This window comes from Microbacterium psychrotolerans (genome assembly GCF_031085295.1).
Classification (GTDB): Bacteria; Actinomycetota; Actinomycetes; order Actinomycetales; family Microbacteriaceae; genus Microbacterium; species Microbacterium psychrotolerans.
On the sequence record NZ_JAVFWO010000001.1, the window covers coordinates 320,690 to 338,081 of the forward strand.

Sequence of the window (17,392 nt, forward strand, 5' to 3'; positions counted from 1 at the left end):
GGAAGGTCACGAGTAGACGTGAGGCGCGAGGACCGCGACGTCGCGGAGGTTGCGGTACTTCTCGGCGTAGTCGAGGCCGTAGCCGACGACGAACTCCGTCGGGATGTCGAAGCCGACGTACTTGCAGTGCACCTCGACCTTGGCGGCCTCGGGCTTGCGCAGCAGTGCGAACACCTCGACGGATGCCGCGCCGCGGGCCGCGAAGTTCTCCAGCAGCCAGCTGAGCGTGAGGCCGGAATCGATGATGTCCTCGACGATCAGCACGTGCTTGCCGAGGATGTCGGTGTCGAGGTCCTTGCGGATCTGCACGACACCGCTGGACTTGGTGCCCGCACCGTACGACGAGACCGCCATCCAGTCCATCGTGATGTGCTTCGTGAGCGCACGGGAGAAGTCGGCCATCACCATGACCGCGCCCTTGAGGACGCCGACCAGCAGCAGATCCTCGTCCGCGTAGTCCGCGTCGACCTGCGCCGCGATCTCGTCGAGCTTTGCCCGGATCTCCTCCTCTGTGACGAGGACTTCCGTGAGGTCGCTGGAGACGTCGGCCGCGCGCATGGGACGAGTCTACGTGCCGGAGGCGTCGGCGCCGCGGACGGTCTGCGGGCTGACCACGAGCACCTCGACGACTTCGGCCATCCCCGGCCGCGTCTGCACCCACGTCACCTCGACGTACCACTCGCCGCCGTCGAGATCCTTGCGGAACCCGTCGGTGATGCGGGCGCCGCCCTCGGTCTCGCGCACCTTCGACTCGCGCCAGCCGTCGGCGGTGAGCCCGTCGGCGATCGCGGCGGCGGCGTCGGCCGAGGTATCCGGGTCCGCCGCGAGGTTGAGGTTCTCTCGGGCCTGCCACCAGGCGGGGTCGGACGCCGACGCCGCTCCTTCGGTCGGAGCGTATCTCGGCTCGGACTCGGAGAAGCCGGACTCGGGATCGAGGTCGGCCGGTATGAGAGCGACGGTCTCGCTGAGGAGGCGGTCCGCCTCGGTCTGATACTCGTCGAGCCGGCTTTCGGGCGTCATGCTGCATCCTCCCAGGGCGAGCGCGAAGAGGGCGACGGCGGCGGCGGCAAGGATTCGGCGCACGGCTCAGTCGACCTCCGTGTAGACGGGTTCGTAGTCGTCACGGTCGATGCCGTCGATCGTGATCGGCTGCCCGCCCGCGACGATGATCTCGTTCTGGGCGTACACCTCTGCCTGCCCGCCCGTGATCACCGCGACCATGTTCTCGAAGGCGGTCGAGCCCGGCGTGTACAGCGAGCTGTGGCTGTCGATCGCCGACGGCATGCCGTTGCCGGGGACGTTGTAGTCCTCGATGTCGTCGCTGTCGGGGCGGGACGCGTCGATCACGCCGGTCTCGAGGCGTGTGACCCCGTCGGCGGTGAGCGTCGACTGCCCGTGGAGGGCGTGCAGGTCGCCCTCGCGGCCCTGGATGAGCCCGACGACCATGTCGTTGCGGCTCATCATCGCGTAGTGGGGCACGTCTGAAGTATGCGGGAAGTCGTCCACTCCCGAGACGCCGTCGCCCATGCCCGCCGCGGCGACGTAGAGCACCCGGTCGGCCCGCAGCCCCGCCGCTTCGGCGAGCCCGACGGCCGCCCCGCCGTAGCTGTGGCCGAGCACGGTGAGCGTCGCGCTGCCAGGGACGGCGATGCCGGCGGCGAAGTCTCGCAGCCGCGGCGCGAGGTCGTGCGAGTACGAGGTGCTCATCGCGTCGGGGATGGACTGCGGGAACGCCCCGCCGGCCCATTGGAAGACCGCCGTGCTGGGGCCGGCGGCCGCCTGCAGGTCGGCGGCGCGCTCGTCGCCGAAGTCAGTCATGTTCGATCCGGTGCCGGGGACCGAGATCGCCACCGAGCGCACCCACGACGGGATGTCGCCGGTCACTGGGTCGAGCGGGCCGTGATACGTCGCGATGGCCTCATGCGACGGGTCGAAGACCACCACCCGGGCGCCGGTCTCGGTGCGCACCGCCCCGGTCTCGTCGACGACCTGGATCTCCTGCGTCAGCAGACCCTGGTAGTAGTCGATCAGGCGCTGCTGCTCGGCGATGAGGTCGTCGTACTCCTGCTCGACGGAGCCCTGGCCGTAGTAGGAGCGGTCCACCGCGGCGTCACGCAGCCGTTCCAGCCGTTCGATCTCCGCCTCACGGGCCGCGATCTCGTCCTCGATGTTGAGGCGGTTGGCGGCGACGCGGTCGCCGATGGGGATGCCGTCGAGATTGCCGATGACGTCAGGAGACGCGGCGATCAGCGCGTCCTTCTCCGCGCGGTCCAGGCTGTCCCAGACCTGCCTGATGAGCTCGGGGTCGCCGAGTGCGGCGATCTGCTCGGGCGTCACGGCGTCGGTGTCGCCTGCCCACAGCGCCGTCGCGGCGACGAAGCCGCCCGCACCCACGACACCATCGTGGGTGATCTCGGCGATGAGGGGGATGCCGGTCAGCCGGGCGGCCGTGTCGTGGTCGAGCTGGTCGCGTTCGTCGCGCAGCGCGTTGAACGCGTCGCGCGACGCCCGATAGTCGTCGATCGCCCCCTGCCAGCGGTCGAGGAGCGACGGGTCATCGAGGTACAGCCACGACGGGAGCACGTCGTCCCACTCCAGCGACCAGCCCACGACGAACTCCGACGCGGCGTTGAGTGCGATGGAACGCCGCGTCTGGATCGACGCGTAGTCGGACTCCGCCTGTTCCCGCGCCGACGCGGCGCGGCGCTGCAGGTCGGCCAGCGCGTCCGCGTACTCGTCCAGTACCCCCGCCGCCTCGTCGGCGGCATCCGCGACGTCGGTGAAGCGGCCGGCGACCACGGTGATGCGCGGCCGCAGCGCGTGCACGCTGACGGCCGTGACGGCGGTGAGCGCGCGCAGCGCGCTGTGCGCGTGGGTGCTGCGATCGCGCTCGGCACTTCCGCGCTCGCGGAAGAAGGCGGCGAGATCGCGGATGCCGTCCACGCTGCCCTCGCCGGGGTCGGCCGCCAGGCCCGGCAGCGTCATCCGGAGCCCCCGGCCAGCTGGGCATCGAGGGCGCGGAGCTCGGTGTGAACGGTGTCGACGTCCACCGAGAGGTCGTGACCGACACCGGCGAGCGCGCTCATCGCGTGACGGATGACGGCGTCGGCATCGCCGAGGGCCGTTTCCACGACCGGCGACCCTAGGACCCCGAAGGCCGGGCAGAACCCGTCGGCCGGGGCGTCGCCCGCCTTCTGCAGGTTCAGGACAGCCTCGGCGAAATCTGAGTCTGCGAACTCGACGTCTGCCATGATCGCCCCACCATATCCGTGTGCGGGCCGGGGCCCGGAGGGGACAATTCCCCATGCTCACCCGGGGTTACGTGCGCCTGCGTCTGCGTAGGCGCCGCCTGCAGGTCAGCGCGCGGTGAACTCGATGCGTCCGCCGACGCGGCGAGCGCGGCATCCGGGAAGATCGATAGGCCCCTGGCCCGACCAGTCCGTGACGAGGCGCGCCACCTCGATCGTCTGCGTCCGGGTCAGGCTCTGGTGGAACTCGCTCGCCACCACATGCCGGATGATGCGGTTGCGCAGTGCGGCCGGGTTGGCCGCGAGCGCCGCGACCGACACCGAGATGCCGGCTTCGGCGTGCTCGACGATGTCTTCGATCGTCTCGTCGATCATCTCGTCGAATGCTTCAGCATCCTCGCGCAGCTGTGCCGCCGTGCGGGCGAGCGCCTCGGCGATGCCCGGCCCGAGCTCGGCCTCGAGTACGGGCAGTACCGTCTCGCGCACGCGCACTCGCGCGAAGCGGGGATCGGCGTTCTGCGGGTCGTCCCACGGATCGAGCCCCTCGGCAGCGCACGCCGCGCGCGTCGTCGTCCGCCGCACGTCGAGGAGCGGCCGCAGGAGGCGGACGCCGTCCAGATCGGATGCCGCGGCCATCCCCTGCAGGCTGGTGGCGCCGGCGCCGCGGGCGAGTCCCAGCAGCACCGTCTCGGCCTGGTCGTCGAGCGTGTGGCCGAGCAGGATCGCCGCCGCGCCGGCGACACGGGCCGCGTCGAGCAGTGCGGCGTAGCGCGCCTCGCGGGCGGCCGCCTCCGGCCCGCCGGCTCCGGCGACCTCGACGCGGACGACGCGGGCGTCGAGTCCGAGCGCCTGCGCTCTCGCCGCTGCGGCGGCCGCGGCATCCGTCGAGCCGTCCTGCAGGCCGTGGTCCACCGTTGCCGCTGCCGCACGCAGGCCGAGCTTCGGCGCCTCGAAGGCGGTCGCCGCCGCGAGCGAGAGCGAATCGGCCCCGCCCGACAGCGCCACGAGCACGGTGGCACCCGGCTCGAGGCCCGTCAGTGCCCGGCGCACCGCGAGGCGCACCTCGGCGACAGCGGGGTCGAGTCCGGGTCTGCGCTCCTCCACCCACCCACCGTACCCGGGGGTCGCCGGTCACAACTCAGCCAGGACGCCCCCGCGCGGCCGGATCCGGCCGGTCCGGGCCGATTCTGACTGAGTTACTGCACGCGGGACCCGCGACTAGGCTTGTCGCGGCATCCCACGTCTTTCCGAAGGAGTACCACTATGGGCGCGTACGACGCCGTCATCGAGATCCCGCGCGGCAGCCGCGTGAAGTACGAGGTCGACCACGGCACCGGCCGCGTCTTCCTCGACCGCATCCTCTACACCGCGTTCGGCTACCCGACCAACTACGGGTTCTTCGAGAACACCCTCGGCGAGGACGGCGACCCGCTCGACGTGCTCGTGCTGCTCGATTTCGACCTCGCCCCCGGCGTGCTCGCGAGCGTCCGGCCCGTCGGCGTGCTGAAGATGAGCGACGAGGCCGGCGGTGACGACAAGGTCGTGGCCGTGCTCGGCAAGGACCCGCGCTGGGCGCACATCCAGGACGTGAACGACATCCCGGAGTTCACCCGCAAGGAGATCGAGCACTTCTTCGAGCACTACAAGGACCTCGAGCCCAACAAGTGGGTCAAGGTCGACGAGTGGGCGAGCGCGGCCGAGGCCGAGCGTCTCGTCGGCGAGGCGTTCGACCGCTTCAAGGAGCACGAGGGCCAGACCGCGACCCAGGGTGAGGGCGTCGCGCCGAACACCCTCTGATCGCTGCTGACACCAGAAGAGCGGATGCCGTCGGCATCCGCTCTTCTGATTTCTCTGAGTGCGTGTCGGCTCAGACCGAGACTCCGCGGTCGGCCATGAAGTAGATCGGGTTGACCGGCGAGTTGTTGACGTACGTCTCGAAGTGGACGTGGCAGCCGAACGAGTTGCCCGTGTTGCCCTCGCTCGCGATGAGCTGGCCCGCGTTGACCCACTGCCCCACGCCGACGAAGATGCCGCCGCTGCGGATGTGGCCGTAGCCGCTGCCGATGCCGCCGCCGTGATCGATCTTGATGTAATTGCCGTAGCCGCCGTTCCAGCCGGCGTACACCACGCGGCCGGCGGAGGCGGCGTAGATGCCCGCTCCGCAGCCGGCGGCGAGGTCGACGCCGTAGTGGAAGCCGCTGGAGCAGTAGCTGTTGCCACACTGAACGGTGCGGGGGCCGTACCCCGAGCTGCGCCAGCCCGACGACGGACGCGCCCAGCCCGACCCGACGACGGCTCCACCGCCGCCACCGCCGCCGCCGCCTCCGCCACCGCCGGCAGCAGCGTTCTCCCGGGCGATGCGGTCCGCTTCTGCCTTGGCTGCTGCGGCAGCCGCGGCCGCAGCAGCGGCTTCGGCCTCCTTGCGGATGCGCTCGCCCTCTTGGTAGTCGGCGACGGTCTTGGCGACCGTGTCCTGCAGGGCGGCGAGCTGCGCCTCGAGCTCGCCGCGCTTGGCGTTCTGCGCGTCGAGAGCGGCCTGCGCCTCGTCGGCGGCCTTCTGCGCGGCGACCATCTTCTCTTCGGCGACCTTCTGGAGCCGGTCGCGCTCGGCGCGCTGCACCGCGGCCTGGTCGCTCAGGCTCTGCGCCGAGTCGCGGGCCGTGACCGCCTGCGCGTAGACGTCCTGGTTGCGCTGCACGAGCTTGTCCATCGTGCCCAGGCGGGCGAGCAGGTCGTCGGCCGACGTGGCCGACCCCGCGAAGAAGAGCTCCAGCGATGTGTCGTCGCCGCCGTTGCGATACAGCTGTGCGGCGACGCGCCCGGCCTTGTTCGCGGCGTCCACCGCGGCGGCGCCTTGCGTGTCGGCCTGCTGCTGCAGCTGGTCGGCACGAAGCGCCGCGTCGAAGTACGCCTGCTGCGCGACGTAGAACTCGTCGGCCAGCTGCTGGGCGATCTGCTTCTTGGCCGCGACATCGGACTCGAGGCCGGCGATCAGCTGCTGGATCTTGGTGATCTCGGCGGCTTTGGCCGCCTCGTTGTTCTTCGCGGCGACGACGTCGTCCCACGACGGGTAGTCCGCAGCGTAGGCGGGGCTGACGAGCGGGCCGATCGTGCCGGCGGTCGCGCTCAGCGCGGCGACGCCCAGAATGCCCAACCCCAGCGCTGTGCGCCGGTTCATCGCGGGCCAGAGCCGCCGCTGCTCCCTCGGGGACGGGGCGCACCCGCACTCCGCGGCGTCGTCGGCCAGGGTCTTCACGGTGGTGTTTTCGGGCTGCACCGGGTCCTCCCCTTCGCGGCGTAACTCGTTTCACACTAGCAACATCAGTAACATGCGCAACCCCCAGCGGCGCATGTCGGCCGCCGCCCCAGGCAACGGCCACTCGGTCAGTCTGCGCCTGGGCGATGCGATCCACAAGGGCGCCACGCGCTCGATTCGCGTTTTGCCCAGTGATTACGTATGCTTGGTCCTCGGCAGTGAGCCCCAGGGTTCACCCGGCCCCATCGTTTAGCGGCCTAGGACGCCGCCCTTTCACGGCGGTAGCACGGGTTCGAATCCCGTTGGGGTCACTCCCATAATTCAAAAGCATGGCCCTGTAGCGCAGTTGGTTAGCGTGCCGCCCTGTCACGGCGGAGGTCGCGGGTTCAAGTCCCGTCAGGGTCGCTCCGAGCGACGGGCCCTTTTTTCGAAGAGGGCCTTTCGTCTAGGACGCGGCAGGTCTTGTATGAGAGATGCCGCGCGGCTCTGTAGCTCAGTTGGTAGAGCGTTCGACTGAAAATCGAAAGGTCACCGGATCGATGCCGGTCGGAGCCACTGAAACCCTCTCCTAGCTTCTACATGGAGGGGGTTTCTTCTTCCCTTGGAACCACTGGGATCATGGGGTAGTCAGAGTCCCGGATACTCCCTCGCCGCGGAGCGCGGCGGTCCTGAACCGCCATGTTCAAGGCTGTCGCCGCCCGATTCTGCCCACGAATGAGTCCCGCGCAGCCCGATCCAGTGCGATCGAGACGGACGTCAGAACCTCGGGGAAGAGGTCGGCATACACGTCGAGCGTTGTTGCGGCCGAAGTGCGGCCGAGCATTCGGTGCAGGATCTTCAGGTCACGCGGCCGACGACCGCATGATCCCGCCGGCGCCCCGGTCGCCGAGAGGCCCGCAAGCCCCGCGATCTACGTATCGCAACCGCGCAGTTGTCACGGACCTCACCGTGCAAGCTGCAGCAGCGGTGAGCTCTGATGCTCGGTCGGGTGAGGGCCACACCCGCATCCCGCCCGACCCGCGCACCGTCTACGCCGGGAACGCGGTCTCGCGGCGCCAGGAGTATTCCGGTTCAAAGCCCAGCATCGAACGTGCCTTGTCGATGGAGAGCAGCGTGTCGTTGACGCCGAGGTCGCCGCGGATCTCGACGCCGGGAAAGACCTCGCCGACCAGTTCCGCGTTCGGCCGAGACATCACGGTGTCGGCAGCGGCGATGATGTATCGCTCGAAGCCGGGCTCCCGCCGGCCGCGCTCGATCGCCCTGAGGACGGCCTGGGCTCCGTCGCGGGCGTCGATATAGCCCCACAGGTTCCACTTCCGCCGCAGAGGATCGGAGTCGTATGTCGGGAACTCGGCATAGTCGGACGGGTCCATCACGTTGGAGAACCGCAGCGCCTGGATGGAGACGTCCGGATGCCAGCGCACCAGCTCCACTGCAAGCTGCTCCTCGAGGTGCTTCGCCAGTGAGTAGTTGGATTCCGGGCGCGTGCACTCCTCGTCGACCGGGATGTACGGCGGGGGCACGTCGAACGGGAGTCCGAGCACGGTCTCGCTCGACGCCGTCACGATAGTGCGGACCCCTGCTCGGATCGCCGCCCGAAGGACGTTGTAGGTCACCGTGATGTTGTTGTGGAACGTGTCGGCGTCTGGGCGCAGCCCAGGGGCCGGAATCGCCGCGAGGTGCACCACCGCGTCGAACCGCCGCGGATGCTCGTCCACTCCCATGAGCGCGTCGATCGTCTGGCCGTAGTCCGTCAGGTCAGTCTGCACGAACCCGGCTGCACGCTCACCCGTCCAGTCGAGGTTGACGACCTCGTTGCCCGCCCCGCGCAGCACCCGGACGACGGTCCGGCCGAGCTTGCCCGACCCGCCGGTGACGGCGATGGTCATCCCGCTCATCGGCCACCCCCGATGTTGCGGTGCCGCTGGGCGATGCCCGGCGCACCGTACGGGTAATCGTCGGCGCGCGGCGCACTGGCCGCGGTCAGGCTCTCGAGCTCCGCGGCATCCAGTTCGAGCGTGACCGCACCCATGTTGTCGCGAAGCTGCTCGACCGACCGCGCGCCGAGGATCACGGATGTCACCGCGGGCTGCGCAGCGAGCCAGGCCAGCGCGACCTGCGACGGCGACGCGGCGTGCTCCTCCGCGATGCCGGTGAGGGTGTCGATGATCTGCCAGGTGCGGGGATCGGCGTTGCGCTGCTGCCACGCCTCCATGCCACGCTCCGGGTTCTCGCCGAGCCGCGTCGTGCCGGTCGGGGACACGTCACGTCGATACTTGCCGCTGAGCCAGCCGCCGCCCAGCGGCGACCACGGCAGCAGGCCGATGCCGGCATCGAGCGCCGCGGGGACGATCTCGTGCTCGATGCCTCGCACGAGAAGGCTGTACTGGGGCTGCAGTGTCACCGGCAGGTTCCAGCCGTGCCGCTCCGCGAGCAGGGACGCTTTGGTGAGCTGCCAGCCCGTGAAGTTCGAGAAGCCGTAGTACCCGATCTTCCCTTGCGTGATCGCATCGTCGAGGAAACGCAGCGTCTCGTCGAGGGGAGTGATCGCATCCCAGGCGTGCAGTTGGTAGAGGTCGATGTGCTCGACGCCCAGGCGACGCAGCGAAGCTTCGAGCGCAGTCCGTAGGTGCCGTCGGGAGGTCCCGTGATCGTTCGGTCCGGCACCCATCGGGAACCGGCCCTTGGTGGCGATGACAAGCTGGGCTGCCTCGGCGGGGTGCGCGGCGAGCCATCGGCCGATGATCTCCTCGCTGCGCCCGGCACTGTAGACGTCGGCGGTGTCGATGAAGTTGCCGCCGCCGTCCACGTAGGCGTCGATGATGGCGTGAGACGTCGTCTCGTCCGCCTCGGCGCCGAAGGTCATCGTCCCGAGGGCCTGCTCGAAGACGACGGTTCCGCTGCGGCCGAGTGTGCGATAGCCGGCTGACTGCTGTGGTGCGCTCATGCGTTGAGTTCCCTGATCTGATCGTCGGTGAGGGTGATGTCGACGGCCCGTGCGGAGTCCTGGATGCTCGCGGGCCGCGAGGCGCCGGGGATCGGGATGACGACCGGCGCGAGCGAGAGCTCCCAGGCGAGGCAGACCTGCTGCCCGCTGACTCCGAGCTCCGCGCCGATCCGTTCGAACGCGGCGCCCTTCCCACCCAGGGTGCTGGCGCGGGCTATTCCTCCCAGTGGACTCCATGGCAGGAACGCGATGCCCAGCTCCGCGCAGAGCTCGAGTTCTGCCTGGCTGGATCTGAACGCCGGTGAGAACTGGTTCTGAACCGAGGCGAGGCGCCCGCCGAGGATCTGCTGCGCGAGCCGGATCTGGTCAGCGTTCGCGTTGGAGATGCCGGCCATCCGGATGACGCCTTCGTCGAGCAGGTCGCGCAGCGCACCGACCGAGTCGGCGTAGTCGACGTGGGGGTCGGGTCGGTGGAACTGGTAGAGGCCGATCGCTTCGACGCCGAGCCGCGTCGCGGAGGCTTTCGCCGCACCCTTGATGTATTCGGGTCGACCGTCCAACGTCCAGCTGCCGTCTCCGGGGCGCAGGTGTCCGCCCTTCGTCGCCACCAGCACCTCGCCGGTGTCGCCCCCGTAGGTCGCGAGCGCCTTCGCGATGAGGACCTCGTTGTGGCCGACTTCGTCGGCGTCGCGGTGGTACGCGTCCGCAGTGTCGATGAGTGTCACGCCGACCTCGAGTGCGGCGTGAATCGTCGCGATCGAGCGAGCTTCATCCGGCCGGCCCTCGATCGACATCGGCATGCCACCGAGACCGATCTCGCCGACCGCCACGTCCCCGATGAAGCGATGATTCATCTACATGTCTCCTTGATAGCGGGCTATTCAGTGGGTCTGCTTCCAAGTTAGGTACGGCATTGCCATCTGTCCAACAGAAGAATATTGTTGATTTCACAACTGCCAATCATGAATGGATGGCCGACACATGGATCTCAGGCAGATGGAGTACTTCGTTGCGCTGGCGGAAGAGAATCAGTTCACGCGAGCAGCGGAGATCACCCGGGTGTCGCAATCCGGGCTGTCGGCAGCCATCAAGAGCCTGGAAGACGACCTCAAGGCGAAGCTGTTCATCCGCACGACGCGGCGGGTAGAGCTGACAGCGGCGGGCCATGCGCTGTTCCCTCATGCCCGCAATCTCCTCGCGGAGGCCAACGCCGGCCGGGACGCCGTCGCCGCGACGACGGCGGAATTCGCCGGCGCATTGCGCGTCGGCGCCGAGCAGTGCCTCGGGTCGGTCAATGTTCCTGAGATCGTCGAGCGATTCCACCGCAGGCACCGTGAGGTGGAGATCACCTTCACTCAGGCGGGCAGCGGCGATCTTCTCAAGCGGATGCGAGGCGGAGACATCGATCTCGCCTTCGTCGCGGGCACCTCCGAGACGACCGACCCGCAACTTCGGCTCACGGGGCTGGACCATGTGACCCTCGCAACGGAGCCACTCGTACTGCTCACACCACCGGAGGATCCGCTCGCGTCACAGAAGTCTGTCGCGTGGAACGACCTCCAGGACCGCACCTTCATCGACCTCGACAGCACCTGGGCCATCAGGGTCGTCACCGACGAGATCTTCGCCAAACGAAGAATCCCGAGGCGAGTGGCCTTCACGGTAGGCGACATCCACGCTCTGGTCGACATGATCAACCGAGGCCTCGGCGTTGCGATCGTTCCGCAGTCGGTGTCACGGAAGACAATCGCGGCGGACCTCCAGACCCTGAGTCTTGAGCAGCGTGACCCCGTCTGGACGGTGAGCGCCGCCTACGCCCACTCCGAGAGGGCGTCTCACCTCACCACCGAATTCCTCGGTCTCCTCGAGCCGCGCTAGGAGGGCCTCCGCGCTCGCCCGCCGTCCCGGAGTGGCGGCCACGAGATCGGTCATCATGCCGAGCCTGTTGATTCTCGTGACCGCCTGTAATCAGGCAGTCCGGGTCCGAGGGACGGCGTCGCCATGGTCGAGCCGCCCATCGTGAGCGCGAGATCGATCGTGCGGTCCACCTGCACACGACGACCGCACGGAATCACTGACGTCAGCTTTTTCCTCGCAGCCGCAGCGTGCGCGCCGCTGGCTCCTCGGGCAGCTCGAGCACGATCTCGCCGGCATCCGCATCCCATCGCACGCTCGTCGGGAGGCTGGTCGGGAAGACCGCCTCGACAACGAGCGGGCGCCCGGAGTGCCGGGCGAGAGGCACACGCACGGTGGTGGAGCCAGCCCGGCGCCAGACCGTGATCAGTTCGCCGTCGTCGTCGCGCATGCCCAGTGCCACGACGGGGTCATGCCACCCGGGCAATCCCAGAGGCCAGAAGGGCAGCGCGGTGCGGATACGGGTTCGCGTGGTGCGGTAGGCGTCGATCGCCTCCTGCACGAGCCGCATCTGCGCCCCAGACAGCCGGTCTATCCGGCCTGCGAGATGCACCCGGCCGAGCAGCGCGCTCGCGAGCGAGAAGACGATCCGCTCGTCGGACCAGGAGGGCTCGGGATACGCCCATACCGCACCCTGCTCAGGTGTGACGGCGGTCGGCGCGGCCGCGGCGATCGCGGCCGTGAGCAGCGGGTCCTGATTGTCGCTCGTGGACTGCACGGGGTGCACGCGCAGCGTCGCGCCGTCCATCCGCTGTCCACCGCTCGCGCAGCTTTCGATCACGAGGCCGGGATGCCGGTCCATGAGCGAGTGCACCCACTCGAGCAGGGCGCGCTGGTGACCGAATGCTCCGTCACCGGGGCTGTCGGCGTCGAGGTCAGTGCCCTGCGTGACGTCCATGTTGTAGTCGAACTTCAGATACCCCAGCCCGAGTTCGATGATCAGTCGCTCGACCGCCGCGTCGATGTGTGCGAGTGCGGCCGGATGGCGGAAGTCCAACTGCAGTCGCCCCGATTCCACGACACGCTGCCCATCGCGTTGGAAGAACGCCTCGGCCGGCAGCAGCTCGGCGATCGGGCTCGCCACCGACACGGCTTCCGGCTCGAGCCAGAGGCCGGCTACCATGCCCGCGTCGCGGATCCGGCGCGTCATCTGATCGAGGCCGCGGGGAAATCGTCGGGAGGATGGCTGCCACGAGCCGAGGTCGTTCCACCACGCCGCGCCGTCGGTGTACCAGCCGGAGTCGATGCAGTAGACCTCGGCTCCCGCGCGGGCCGCTGCGTCGATGTAGGGCGGCAGGTTCTCAGCATTCGGGTCGCCCATGAGCGCGTTCATGAAGTCGTTGACGATCACCGGCAGGTTCTCGTGGTCCACATGCGGGCGCCGCACCCGCCGCCGAGCGTCGGTCAGGGCACCGAATATCTCGTCGTCGTCACCGCCCAGTACAAGCGTCGCGGGAACGGAGCTGAATCGCTCGCCCGGACCGAGCCGACGCGACCAAGCCGCGTTCTGGTCCGTCGGCCCGCTCGCCACCACATAGAGCGCGTCGTCCTGATCGCCGAGCTCCCACCGCCATGCACCGTTGTGCTCGATCTGCCACAGCAGCGACCGCCGTTCGACGCGGGATCGCAGGATGCCCATCGGCAGATGTCCGCCGGTCGACCAGCTGCCCCGCTGCCCCAAGGCGAATGACGCCCGCGAGCTGGGGATGCCCCATGTGCGCAGCCCGGTGTCGTCGAGCCCCAGCTCGGCGGGCGTACGCCGCTGCCACATCAGCTCGCGGAACCATGTGTTGTGCGCAAAGCCGACTTCGTGATCGTGCCACCAGTGCGAGCCGTCCGCTGAGATGCCGCCGAGGGCGACGGACGAGACCGCGCGCAGGTGGACGGGCTCGTCGCCCGCGACGACTTCGGTCGCGCAGCGCACGACCGGAAGGTCGCGCCAGCTCGACCATCGTGCGATCACCAGGATGCCGGACATCGCGTCCCGCGCCGTCACCTCGAGGTGTGCCATGTCACCGTCGGTCCAGGTGCGGTGATCAACCGTGCGGAGACGGAGCCCGACTGCGCTCCCCATCAGCCGCTCGGAGGACGACGTGCCCGAGCCCTCGCCGCCGAGGTGAACCTCCGCGATGGGAATCGCCGCTGAGGGCGCGGCGCTGCGGCCGCCGCCGACCGCGGCGAGCCGCTGCACTTTCGGGGGGCCGTCGACGCCGAGGTCGAGGTCCAGCTCCACCGCGCCCGGGCGCCATCTGATCGTCTGCGTGTCCATGGCGGTGCTCCTCCGATGACCTGTGCGGCGTCGAGACCCGGGGGCGAGGCATCCGCCCCCGGGTCGATGTCGTCGGTCAGCTGGCGTCGTACGCCGCCTGCCATATTTCGAGGTAGCGGTCGACGCCCAGGCCCTGGAGGCCTTCCAGGTAGCCATTCCAATCACCGTCGTTGTTCGGGTCACGCACCCCGGTGACGAACTCCGCCGTCGCGGTGGCCACGTTGCTCTCGATGTTGGTCGTGAGCGTGGCGAGTTCGCTCGCCTCTTCCGCCGGCACCCACAGGTTCCAGTACGGGAAATTGGCGTCCGACTCTTTGCCCTCATAGAGCTCGGTCGCTTGGAAGAGCCGGCGCTCGGCACCTTCCTCCGTGTAGATGTCCAGCGGCTGCACCTGGCAGTTGCGCCACTCGACGGTGTCGAACACCTGCGCCATCGGGCCCCAGTTGCCGTTGTAGTCCGCCTCGTTCTCCTCGTCCAGCGGCAGGTCGACGAAGCAAGGCTCGAGCTCGGGATCGAGGGCGATCTCGCCTTCCTCAGGAGCCCGCCAGCCGATGTTCTCTTCGCCCATCTCGCCGAGAAGGTGACCCTCAGGGGTGAAGATGTAGTCCATCATCTCCATGATCACCTGCTGTTCCACCTCGTCGGCAGCCTTCGTGATGACGAAGGTCGCACCGGGCACGCTGGGCAGCTGATAGGTGGTGATCGGCCCCTCTGCACCCTCGAGTGGCGGGAGCGGGTCGTATTGGGTGTCCCGCGCATCCTCCTGACCGATGCTCACGCCGATCCAGGGGTGAATGGCGGTGAAGCCGCCGACGATGACGCCCTCGGCCGAGTTGCCGGTGGCCTGCATGGTGTCGCCGCCCTGAGAGAACGCCGCGGGGTCGATCAGTCCTGCCGCCCACAGCCTGTTCAGGAACTTCAGGCCTTCTCGCCAACCGTCCTGCATAGTCTGCATCTGCACGCTGTCACCCTCGAGCCCCAGCGAGATGGGCTGACTGGCCGCGCCGGCGCCGGTGTTGAAGGAGTTCGCGATGAACGCGTTCATGATGTACGGCACGATCGACCACTGCGCGCTTCCCGTGATGGGGATCTCGTCCGCGACGCCGTTCCCGTTCGGGTCCTCCGTCTTGAAAGCTGTCATGACGTCGAAGAATTCGTCGGGTGTCGTAGGCATCTCGAGTCCGAGGTTCTCGAGCCATACGGTGTTGATCCAGAACTTGTACGGGTAGGAGCAGTGGTAGCAGTCGTTCCATTGCGGAAGTCCCCAGATCGTCCCGTCGGGCGCGGTCGCAAGGGTCTCGAAGCCCTGTTCAGCGGCAAGAGCGTCCTGGATGTTAGGCGCGTGCTCCTCGATGAGCTCGTTCAGGGGCAGGATGACCCCTTGGTCTCCGTAGCGCTGCAGCTCGGCCTGCGTGAACTGCGATGCCCAGGGCACGAGCATGTACGCCTCGGGCAGTTCGCCGCCAGCGAGGGAGATCTGCCTGGCCTCGGTCGCTGCCCCCGAGTCGTATCCCGTGGTCTGGAAGTCGATGTCGACGTCGAACTTGTCCTCCAGCAGCAGGGTGAACGAGTTGGTGTTGAGATCGATCTGGCCGCCCTGCTCGCCGAAGATGGTGATGACCTTCTGATCGTCTCCCTCGCTGGGGGTGCACCCGACGACTACGGCGGTCAAAGCCGCCGCTCCCGCGATGGCCGCGAGTGTGCGACGGCCGCGTCGCATCTTGTCCGACATATGTTGGCTCAACAAGGTCTTGCCTCTCTGTGATTAGGACGAGTGTGGTGCTGGATACATGACGCGGTGCGACGTGCGCCGCGTCATCCCTTGACGGCGCCTACGAGGATCCCTTTGTTGAAGAATCGGGCGACGAAGGGGTACACGAGCATCACCGGCACCGTGGAGATGACGATGAGCGAGTACTTGAGCAGGTCGGCGAGCTGCTGGCGTTCTAGCGCAGCGGCGGCGTCAAGACCGGGAGCGGCCTGATTGAGGATCAGTACGTTGCGGAGCACAAGCTGGAGCGGGTACAGACTCGGGTCGCGAAGGTACAGCAGGGCATCGAAGTAGGAATTCCATTGGAAGATCGCGTACATGAGCGCGATCACGGCGAGCAGCGGCTTGGAAAGCGGCAAGACCACTGTCCAGAGGAACCGAAGATCGCTGGCGCCGTCCAGCTGCGCGGCTTCGTAGAGCTCCTCTGGGATCGAGGAACGGAAGAACGCGACAGCGATGATGACCTGCCAGACGCCGATGGCCTGGGGCAGGATGAGCGCCCATCGCGTGTCGAGCAACCCGAGGTTCTGGACGACCAGGTAGGTCGGGATGATGCCGCCGGCGAAGAGCATCGTGAAGACTACGAACAGCGTTATGCCGCGGCGACCCCACAGGTCGCTGCGGGAGAGCGGATACGCGATGGCGACCGTCAGGACAAGGCTGATCGCCGTCCCGGCCAGCGTGTAGATCAGCGAATTGGCGAACCCGGTCAGGATCGAACTGTCACTCAGCGCTCGCTCATACCCCTCGAGCGTGAAGTCGATCGGCCAGAACGTGACCCTCCCCGACGAGACGGCGAGCGGATCGCTGAACGAGCTGGCGACGATGTAGAGGAGCGGCAGGAGCACGCACAGCAGGAACGTCGTCAGCAGAATGTAGACGGCGACCATGAAGATACGGTCGGTCGGCGACTCTTTGATCCGCTTCGGAGCCTTGACCGCTCTCGGCTTGCGCACCGGCGGCTCGGCGTCGCTGCTTTGGCGTTCGTCCAGAGTCGTGGTCACCACAGTCCGTTTCCTGTCAGTCGTTTGACGAGGGCGTTCACGGCGAGGAGCAGCACGAGGTTGATGGCCCCGTTGAACAGGCCGATCGCTGCTGCCTGGCTGAAGTCGGCGCTCAGCAAGCCGACCTTGTACGTGTAAGTCGGGATGATTTCGGACTGAGAGATGTTCAGGCTGTTCTGGAAGAGGAACGCCTTCTCGAATCCGATCGCCATGACGTTGCCGACACCGAGCACGAGGACGATCATCGCCGTGGGCATGAGACCTGGGATGTCCACGTGGCGGATCTTCTGCCAGCGGCTGGCCCCGTCCACCCTTGCCGCCTCGTACAGGGTCGGGTCGATCCCGGCGAGCGCGGCGAGGTAGATCACGGCGGAATAGCCCATGGTCTGCCAGATGTCGCTGAGCACGTAGATGTGACGGAAGTAGTCGGGGTCGCTCAGGAAGTCGATGGTGCCGAGGCCGAAGAACTGCGTGACGTGGGCCGCGAGGCCGACGCGGGGTGACAGGAACAGGATCGTCATCGACACCACCACGACCGTCGAGATGAAGTACGGCGCGTAGGTCACCATCTGAACGGTGTTCTTGAAGAACCTCAGCCGCACTTCATTCAGCGCCAGTGCCAGGACGATCGGGATCGGGAAGCTTGCGAGCACGACGTACGCCGAGAGCACGAAAGTGTTGCGCAGCACAGGCCAGAAGATCGGGTTCGAGAAGAAGCGCTCGAAGTGCTTCACCCCAGCCCAGTCGCTGCCCCAAACGCCGTCCACGACGTTGTAATCCTTGAACGCGATGATCGTGTTCGCCATCGGGATGTACTTGAAGACGACGAAGTACGCGATCGGGATCAGGATGAGCAGGTACAGCTGCCAGTGACGCCGGAGACTGCGCCTCAGCCCGCGGACACCGCGTCCGCTCCCTCGGTCGCGGAGGTCACGGGTCACATCGCCGACATCGAGGCCGATGCCGCCGACCGGGGTCACCAT

15 protein-coding genes and 3 tRNA genes are annotated in these 17,392 nt (G+C 67.9%); 5 read left to right on the forward strand and 13 right to left on the reverse strand.

Going from position 1 to position 17,392, the window contains the following annotated elements:
- Window positions 1-6: 6 nt before the first annotated feature.
- The 5 genes from hpt to tilS form a co-directional block, all read right to left on the reverse strand.
- Complete coding sequence (hpt, locus tag Q9R08_RS01405) at window positions 7-558, reverse strand: hypoxanthine phosphoribosyltransferase (protein ID WP_308866026.1); 552 nt, start codon at window positions 556-558, stop codon at window positions 7-9.
- Window positions 559-567: 9 nt separating this feature from the next.
- Window positions 568-1,020 (reverse strand): hypothetical protein, encoded by a 453-nt coding sequence (locus Q9R08_RS01410; RefSeq protein WP_308866027.1) that lies wholly within the window; start codon window positions 1,018-1,020, stop codon window positions 568-570.
- A 66-nt stretch (window positions 1,021-1,086) separates the two neighbouring features.
- Window positions 1,087-2,985, reverse strand: coding sequence for an alpha/beta hydrolase (locus tag Q9R08_RS01415; RefSeq protein WP_308866028.1), 1,899 nt, complete (start codon window positions 2,983-2,985; stop codon window positions 1,087-1,089).
- Window positions 2,982-3,251: a hypothetical protein gene (locus Q9R08_RS01420; RefSeq protein WP_308866029.1), complete on the reverse strand. Its 270-nt coding sequence runs from the start codon at window positions 3,249-3,251 to the stop codon at window positions 2,982-2,984. The genes Q9R08_RS01415 and Q9R08_RS01420 overlap by 4 nt, the downstream gene beginning before the upstream one ends.
- A gap of 105 nt (window positions 3,252-3,356) precedes the next feature.
- Window positions 3,357-4,352 (reverse strand): tRNA lysidine(34) synthetase TilS, encoded by a 996-nt coding sequence (gene tilS, locus Q9R08_RS01425; protein ID WP_308866031.1) that lies wholly within the window; start codon window positions 4,350-4,352, stop codon window positions 3,357-3,359.
- 159 nt (window positions 4,353-4,511) lie between these two features.
- Between tilS and Q9R08_RS01430 the strand changes: the two genes are divergently transcribed.
- Window positions 4,512-5,045, forward strand: a complete 534-nt coding sequence (locus Q9R08_RS01430; protein WP_308866032.1) for an inorganic diphosphatase — start codon at window positions 4,512-4,514, stop codon at window positions 5,043-5,045.
- A 70-nt stretch (window positions 5,046-5,115) separates the two neighbouring features.
- Here the strand turns inward: Q9R08_RS01430 and Q9R08_RS01435 are convergent, their stop codons facing one another.
- Entirely contained in the window at window positions 5,116-6,525 is a 1,410-nt protein-coding gene (locus Q9R08_RS01435; protein ID WP_308866033.1) for a M23 family metallopeptidase, read from the reverse strand.
- Window positions 6,526-6,742: 217 nt separating this feature from the next.
- Here Q9R08_RS01435 and Q9R08_RS01440 point away from each other — a divergent pair.
- The 3 genes from Q9R08_RS01440 to Q9R08_RS01450 all read left to right on the forward strand — a co-directional run bounded on the left by Q9R08_RS01440 (window position 6,743) and on the right by Q9R08_RS01450 (window position 7,059).
- A tRNA-Glu gene (locus Q9R08_RS01440) sits at window positions 6,743-6,815 on the forward strand.
- Between the two features lie 20 nt (window positions 6,816-6,835).
- A tRNA-Asp gene (locus tag Q9R08_RS01445) sits at window positions 6,836-6,909 on the forward strand.
- A 77-nt stretch (window positions 6,910-6,986) separates the two neighbouring features.
- A tRNA-Phe gene (locus Q9R08_RS01450) sits at window positions 6,987-7,059 on the forward strand.
- Window positions 7,060-7,532: 473 nt separating this feature from the next.
- On the opposite strand, the gene Q9R08_RS01455 is transcribed toward Q9R08_RS01450, so the two are convergent.
- From Q9R08_RS01455 to Q9R08_RS01465, 3 genes are read right to left on the reverse strand one after another with little or no spacing between them, the layout of a single operon-like run.
- Window positions 7,533-8,393: an NAD-dependent epimerase/dehydratase family protein gene (locus Q9R08_RS01455; RefSeq protein ID WP_308866034.1), complete on the reverse strand. Its 861-nt coding sequence runs from the start codon at window positions 8,391-8,393 to the stop codon at window positions 7,533-7,535.
- A 5-nt stretch (window positions 8,394-8,398) separates the two neighbouring features.
- Complete coding sequence (locus Q9R08_RS01460; protein ID WP_308866035.1) at window positions 8,399-9,451, reverse strand: aldo/keto reductase; 1,053 nt, start codon at window positions 9,449-9,451, stop codon at window positions 8,399-8,401.
- Window positions 9,448-10,305 carry an aldo/keto reductase gene (locus Q9R08_RS01465; RefSeq protein WP_308866036.1) on the reverse strand — a complete coding sequence of 286 codons (858 nt, stop codon included), beginning with the start codon at window positions 10,303-10,305 and terminating at the stop codon, window positions 9,448-9,450. Before Q9R08_RS01465 ends, Q9R08_RS01460 begins: the two co-directional genes overlap by 4 nt.
- A 127-nt stretch (window positions 10,306-10,432) precedes the next feature.
- Here Q9R08_RS01465 and Q9R08_RS01470 point away from each other — a divergent pair, with 127 nt between their 5' ends.
- Window positions 10,433-11,329 carry a LysR family transcriptional regulator gene (locus Q9R08_RS01470; protein ID WP_308866037.1) on the forward strand — a complete coding sequence of 299 codons (897 nt, stop codon included), beginning with the start codon at window positions 10,433-10,435 and terminating at the stop codon, window positions 11,327-11,329.
- Between the two features lie 202 nt (window positions 11,330-11,531).
- On the opposite strand, the gene Q9R08_RS01475 is transcribed toward Q9R08_RS01470, so the two are convergent.
- The 4 genes from Q9R08_RS01475 to Q9R08_RS01490 all read right to left on the reverse strand — a co-directional run bounded on the left by Q9R08_RS01475 (window position 11,532) and on the right by Q9R08_RS01490 (window position 17,392).
- Window positions 11,532-13,634: a glycoside hydrolase family 36 protein gene (locus tag Q9R08_RS01475; protein WP_308866038.1), complete on the reverse strand. Its 2,103-nt coding sequence runs from the start codon at window positions 13,632-13,634 to the stop codon at window positions 11,532-11,534.
- 76 nt (window positions 13,635-13,710) lie between these two features.
- Complete coding sequence (locus Q9R08_RS01480) at window positions 13,711-15,306, reverse strand: type 2 periplasmic-binding domain-containing protein (RefSeq protein ID WP_308866039.1); 1,596 nt, start codon at window positions 15,304-15,306, stop codon at window positions 13,711-13,713.
- Between the two features lie 143 nt (window positions 15,307-15,449).
- Complete coding sequence (locus Q9R08_RS01485; protein WP_308866040.1) at window positions 15,450-16,412, reverse strand: carbohydrate ABC transporter permease; 963 nt, start codon at window positions 16,410-16,412, stop codon at window positions 15,450-15,452.
- On the reverse strand, window positions 16,406-17,392 hold the full coding sequence (locus Q9R08_RS01490; RefSeq protein ID WP_308866041.1) for an ABC transporter permease: 987 nt from the start codon (window positions 17,390-17,392) through the stop codon (window positions 16,406-16,408). The genes Q9R08_RS01485 and Q9R08_RS01490 overlap by 7 nt, the downstream gene beginning before the upstream one ends.

Bases quoted from the DNA above. Each gene is read 5' to 3' on its own strand.
- hpt (WP_308866026.1), bottom strand. From the start codon at position 558: ATGCGCGCGGCCGACGTCTCCAGCGACCTCACGGAAGTCCTCGTCACA.
- Q9R08_RS01410 (WP_308866027.1), bottom strand. From the start codon at position 1,020: ATGACGCCCGAAAGCCGGCTCGACGAGTATCAGACCGAGGCGGACCGC.
- Q9R08_RS01415 (WP_308866028.1), bottom strand. From the start codon at position 2,985: ATGACGCTGCCGGGCCTGGCGGCCGACCCCGGCGAGGGCAGCGTGGAC.
- Q9R08_RS01420 (WP_308866029.1), bottom strand. From the start codon at position 3,251: ATGGCAGACGTCGAGTTCGCAGACTCAGATTTCGCCGAGGCTGTCCTG.
- Q9R08_RS01430 (WP_308866032.1), top strand. From the start codon at position 4,512: ATGGGCGCGTACGACGCCGTCATCGAGATCCCGCGCGGCAGCCGCGTG.
- Q9R08_RS01455 (WP_308866034.1), bottom strand. From the start codon at position 8,393: ATGACCATCGCCGTCACCGGCGGGTCGGGCAAGCTCGGCCGGACCGTC.
- Q9R08_RS01460 (WP_308866035.1), bottom strand. From the start codon at position 9,451: ATGAGCGCACCACAGCAGTCAGCCGGCTATCGCACACTCGGCCGCAGC.
- Q9R08_RS01465 (WP_308866036.1), bottom strand. From the start codon at position 10,305: ATGAATCATCGCTTCATCGGGGACGTGGCGGTCGGCGAGATCGGTCTC.
- Q9R08_RS01470 (WP_308866037.1), top strand. From the start codon at position 10,433: ATGGATCTCAGGCAGATGGAGTACTTCGTTGCGCTGGCGGAAGAGAAT.
- Q9R08_RS01475 (WP_308866038.1), bottom strand. From the start codon at position 13,634: ATGGACACGCAGACGATCAGATGGCGCCCGGGCGCGGTGGAGCTGGAC.
- Q9R08_RS01490 (WP_308866041.1), bottom strand. From the start codon at position 17,392: ATGGTGACCCCGGTCGGCGGCATCGGCCTCGATGTCGGCGATGTGACC.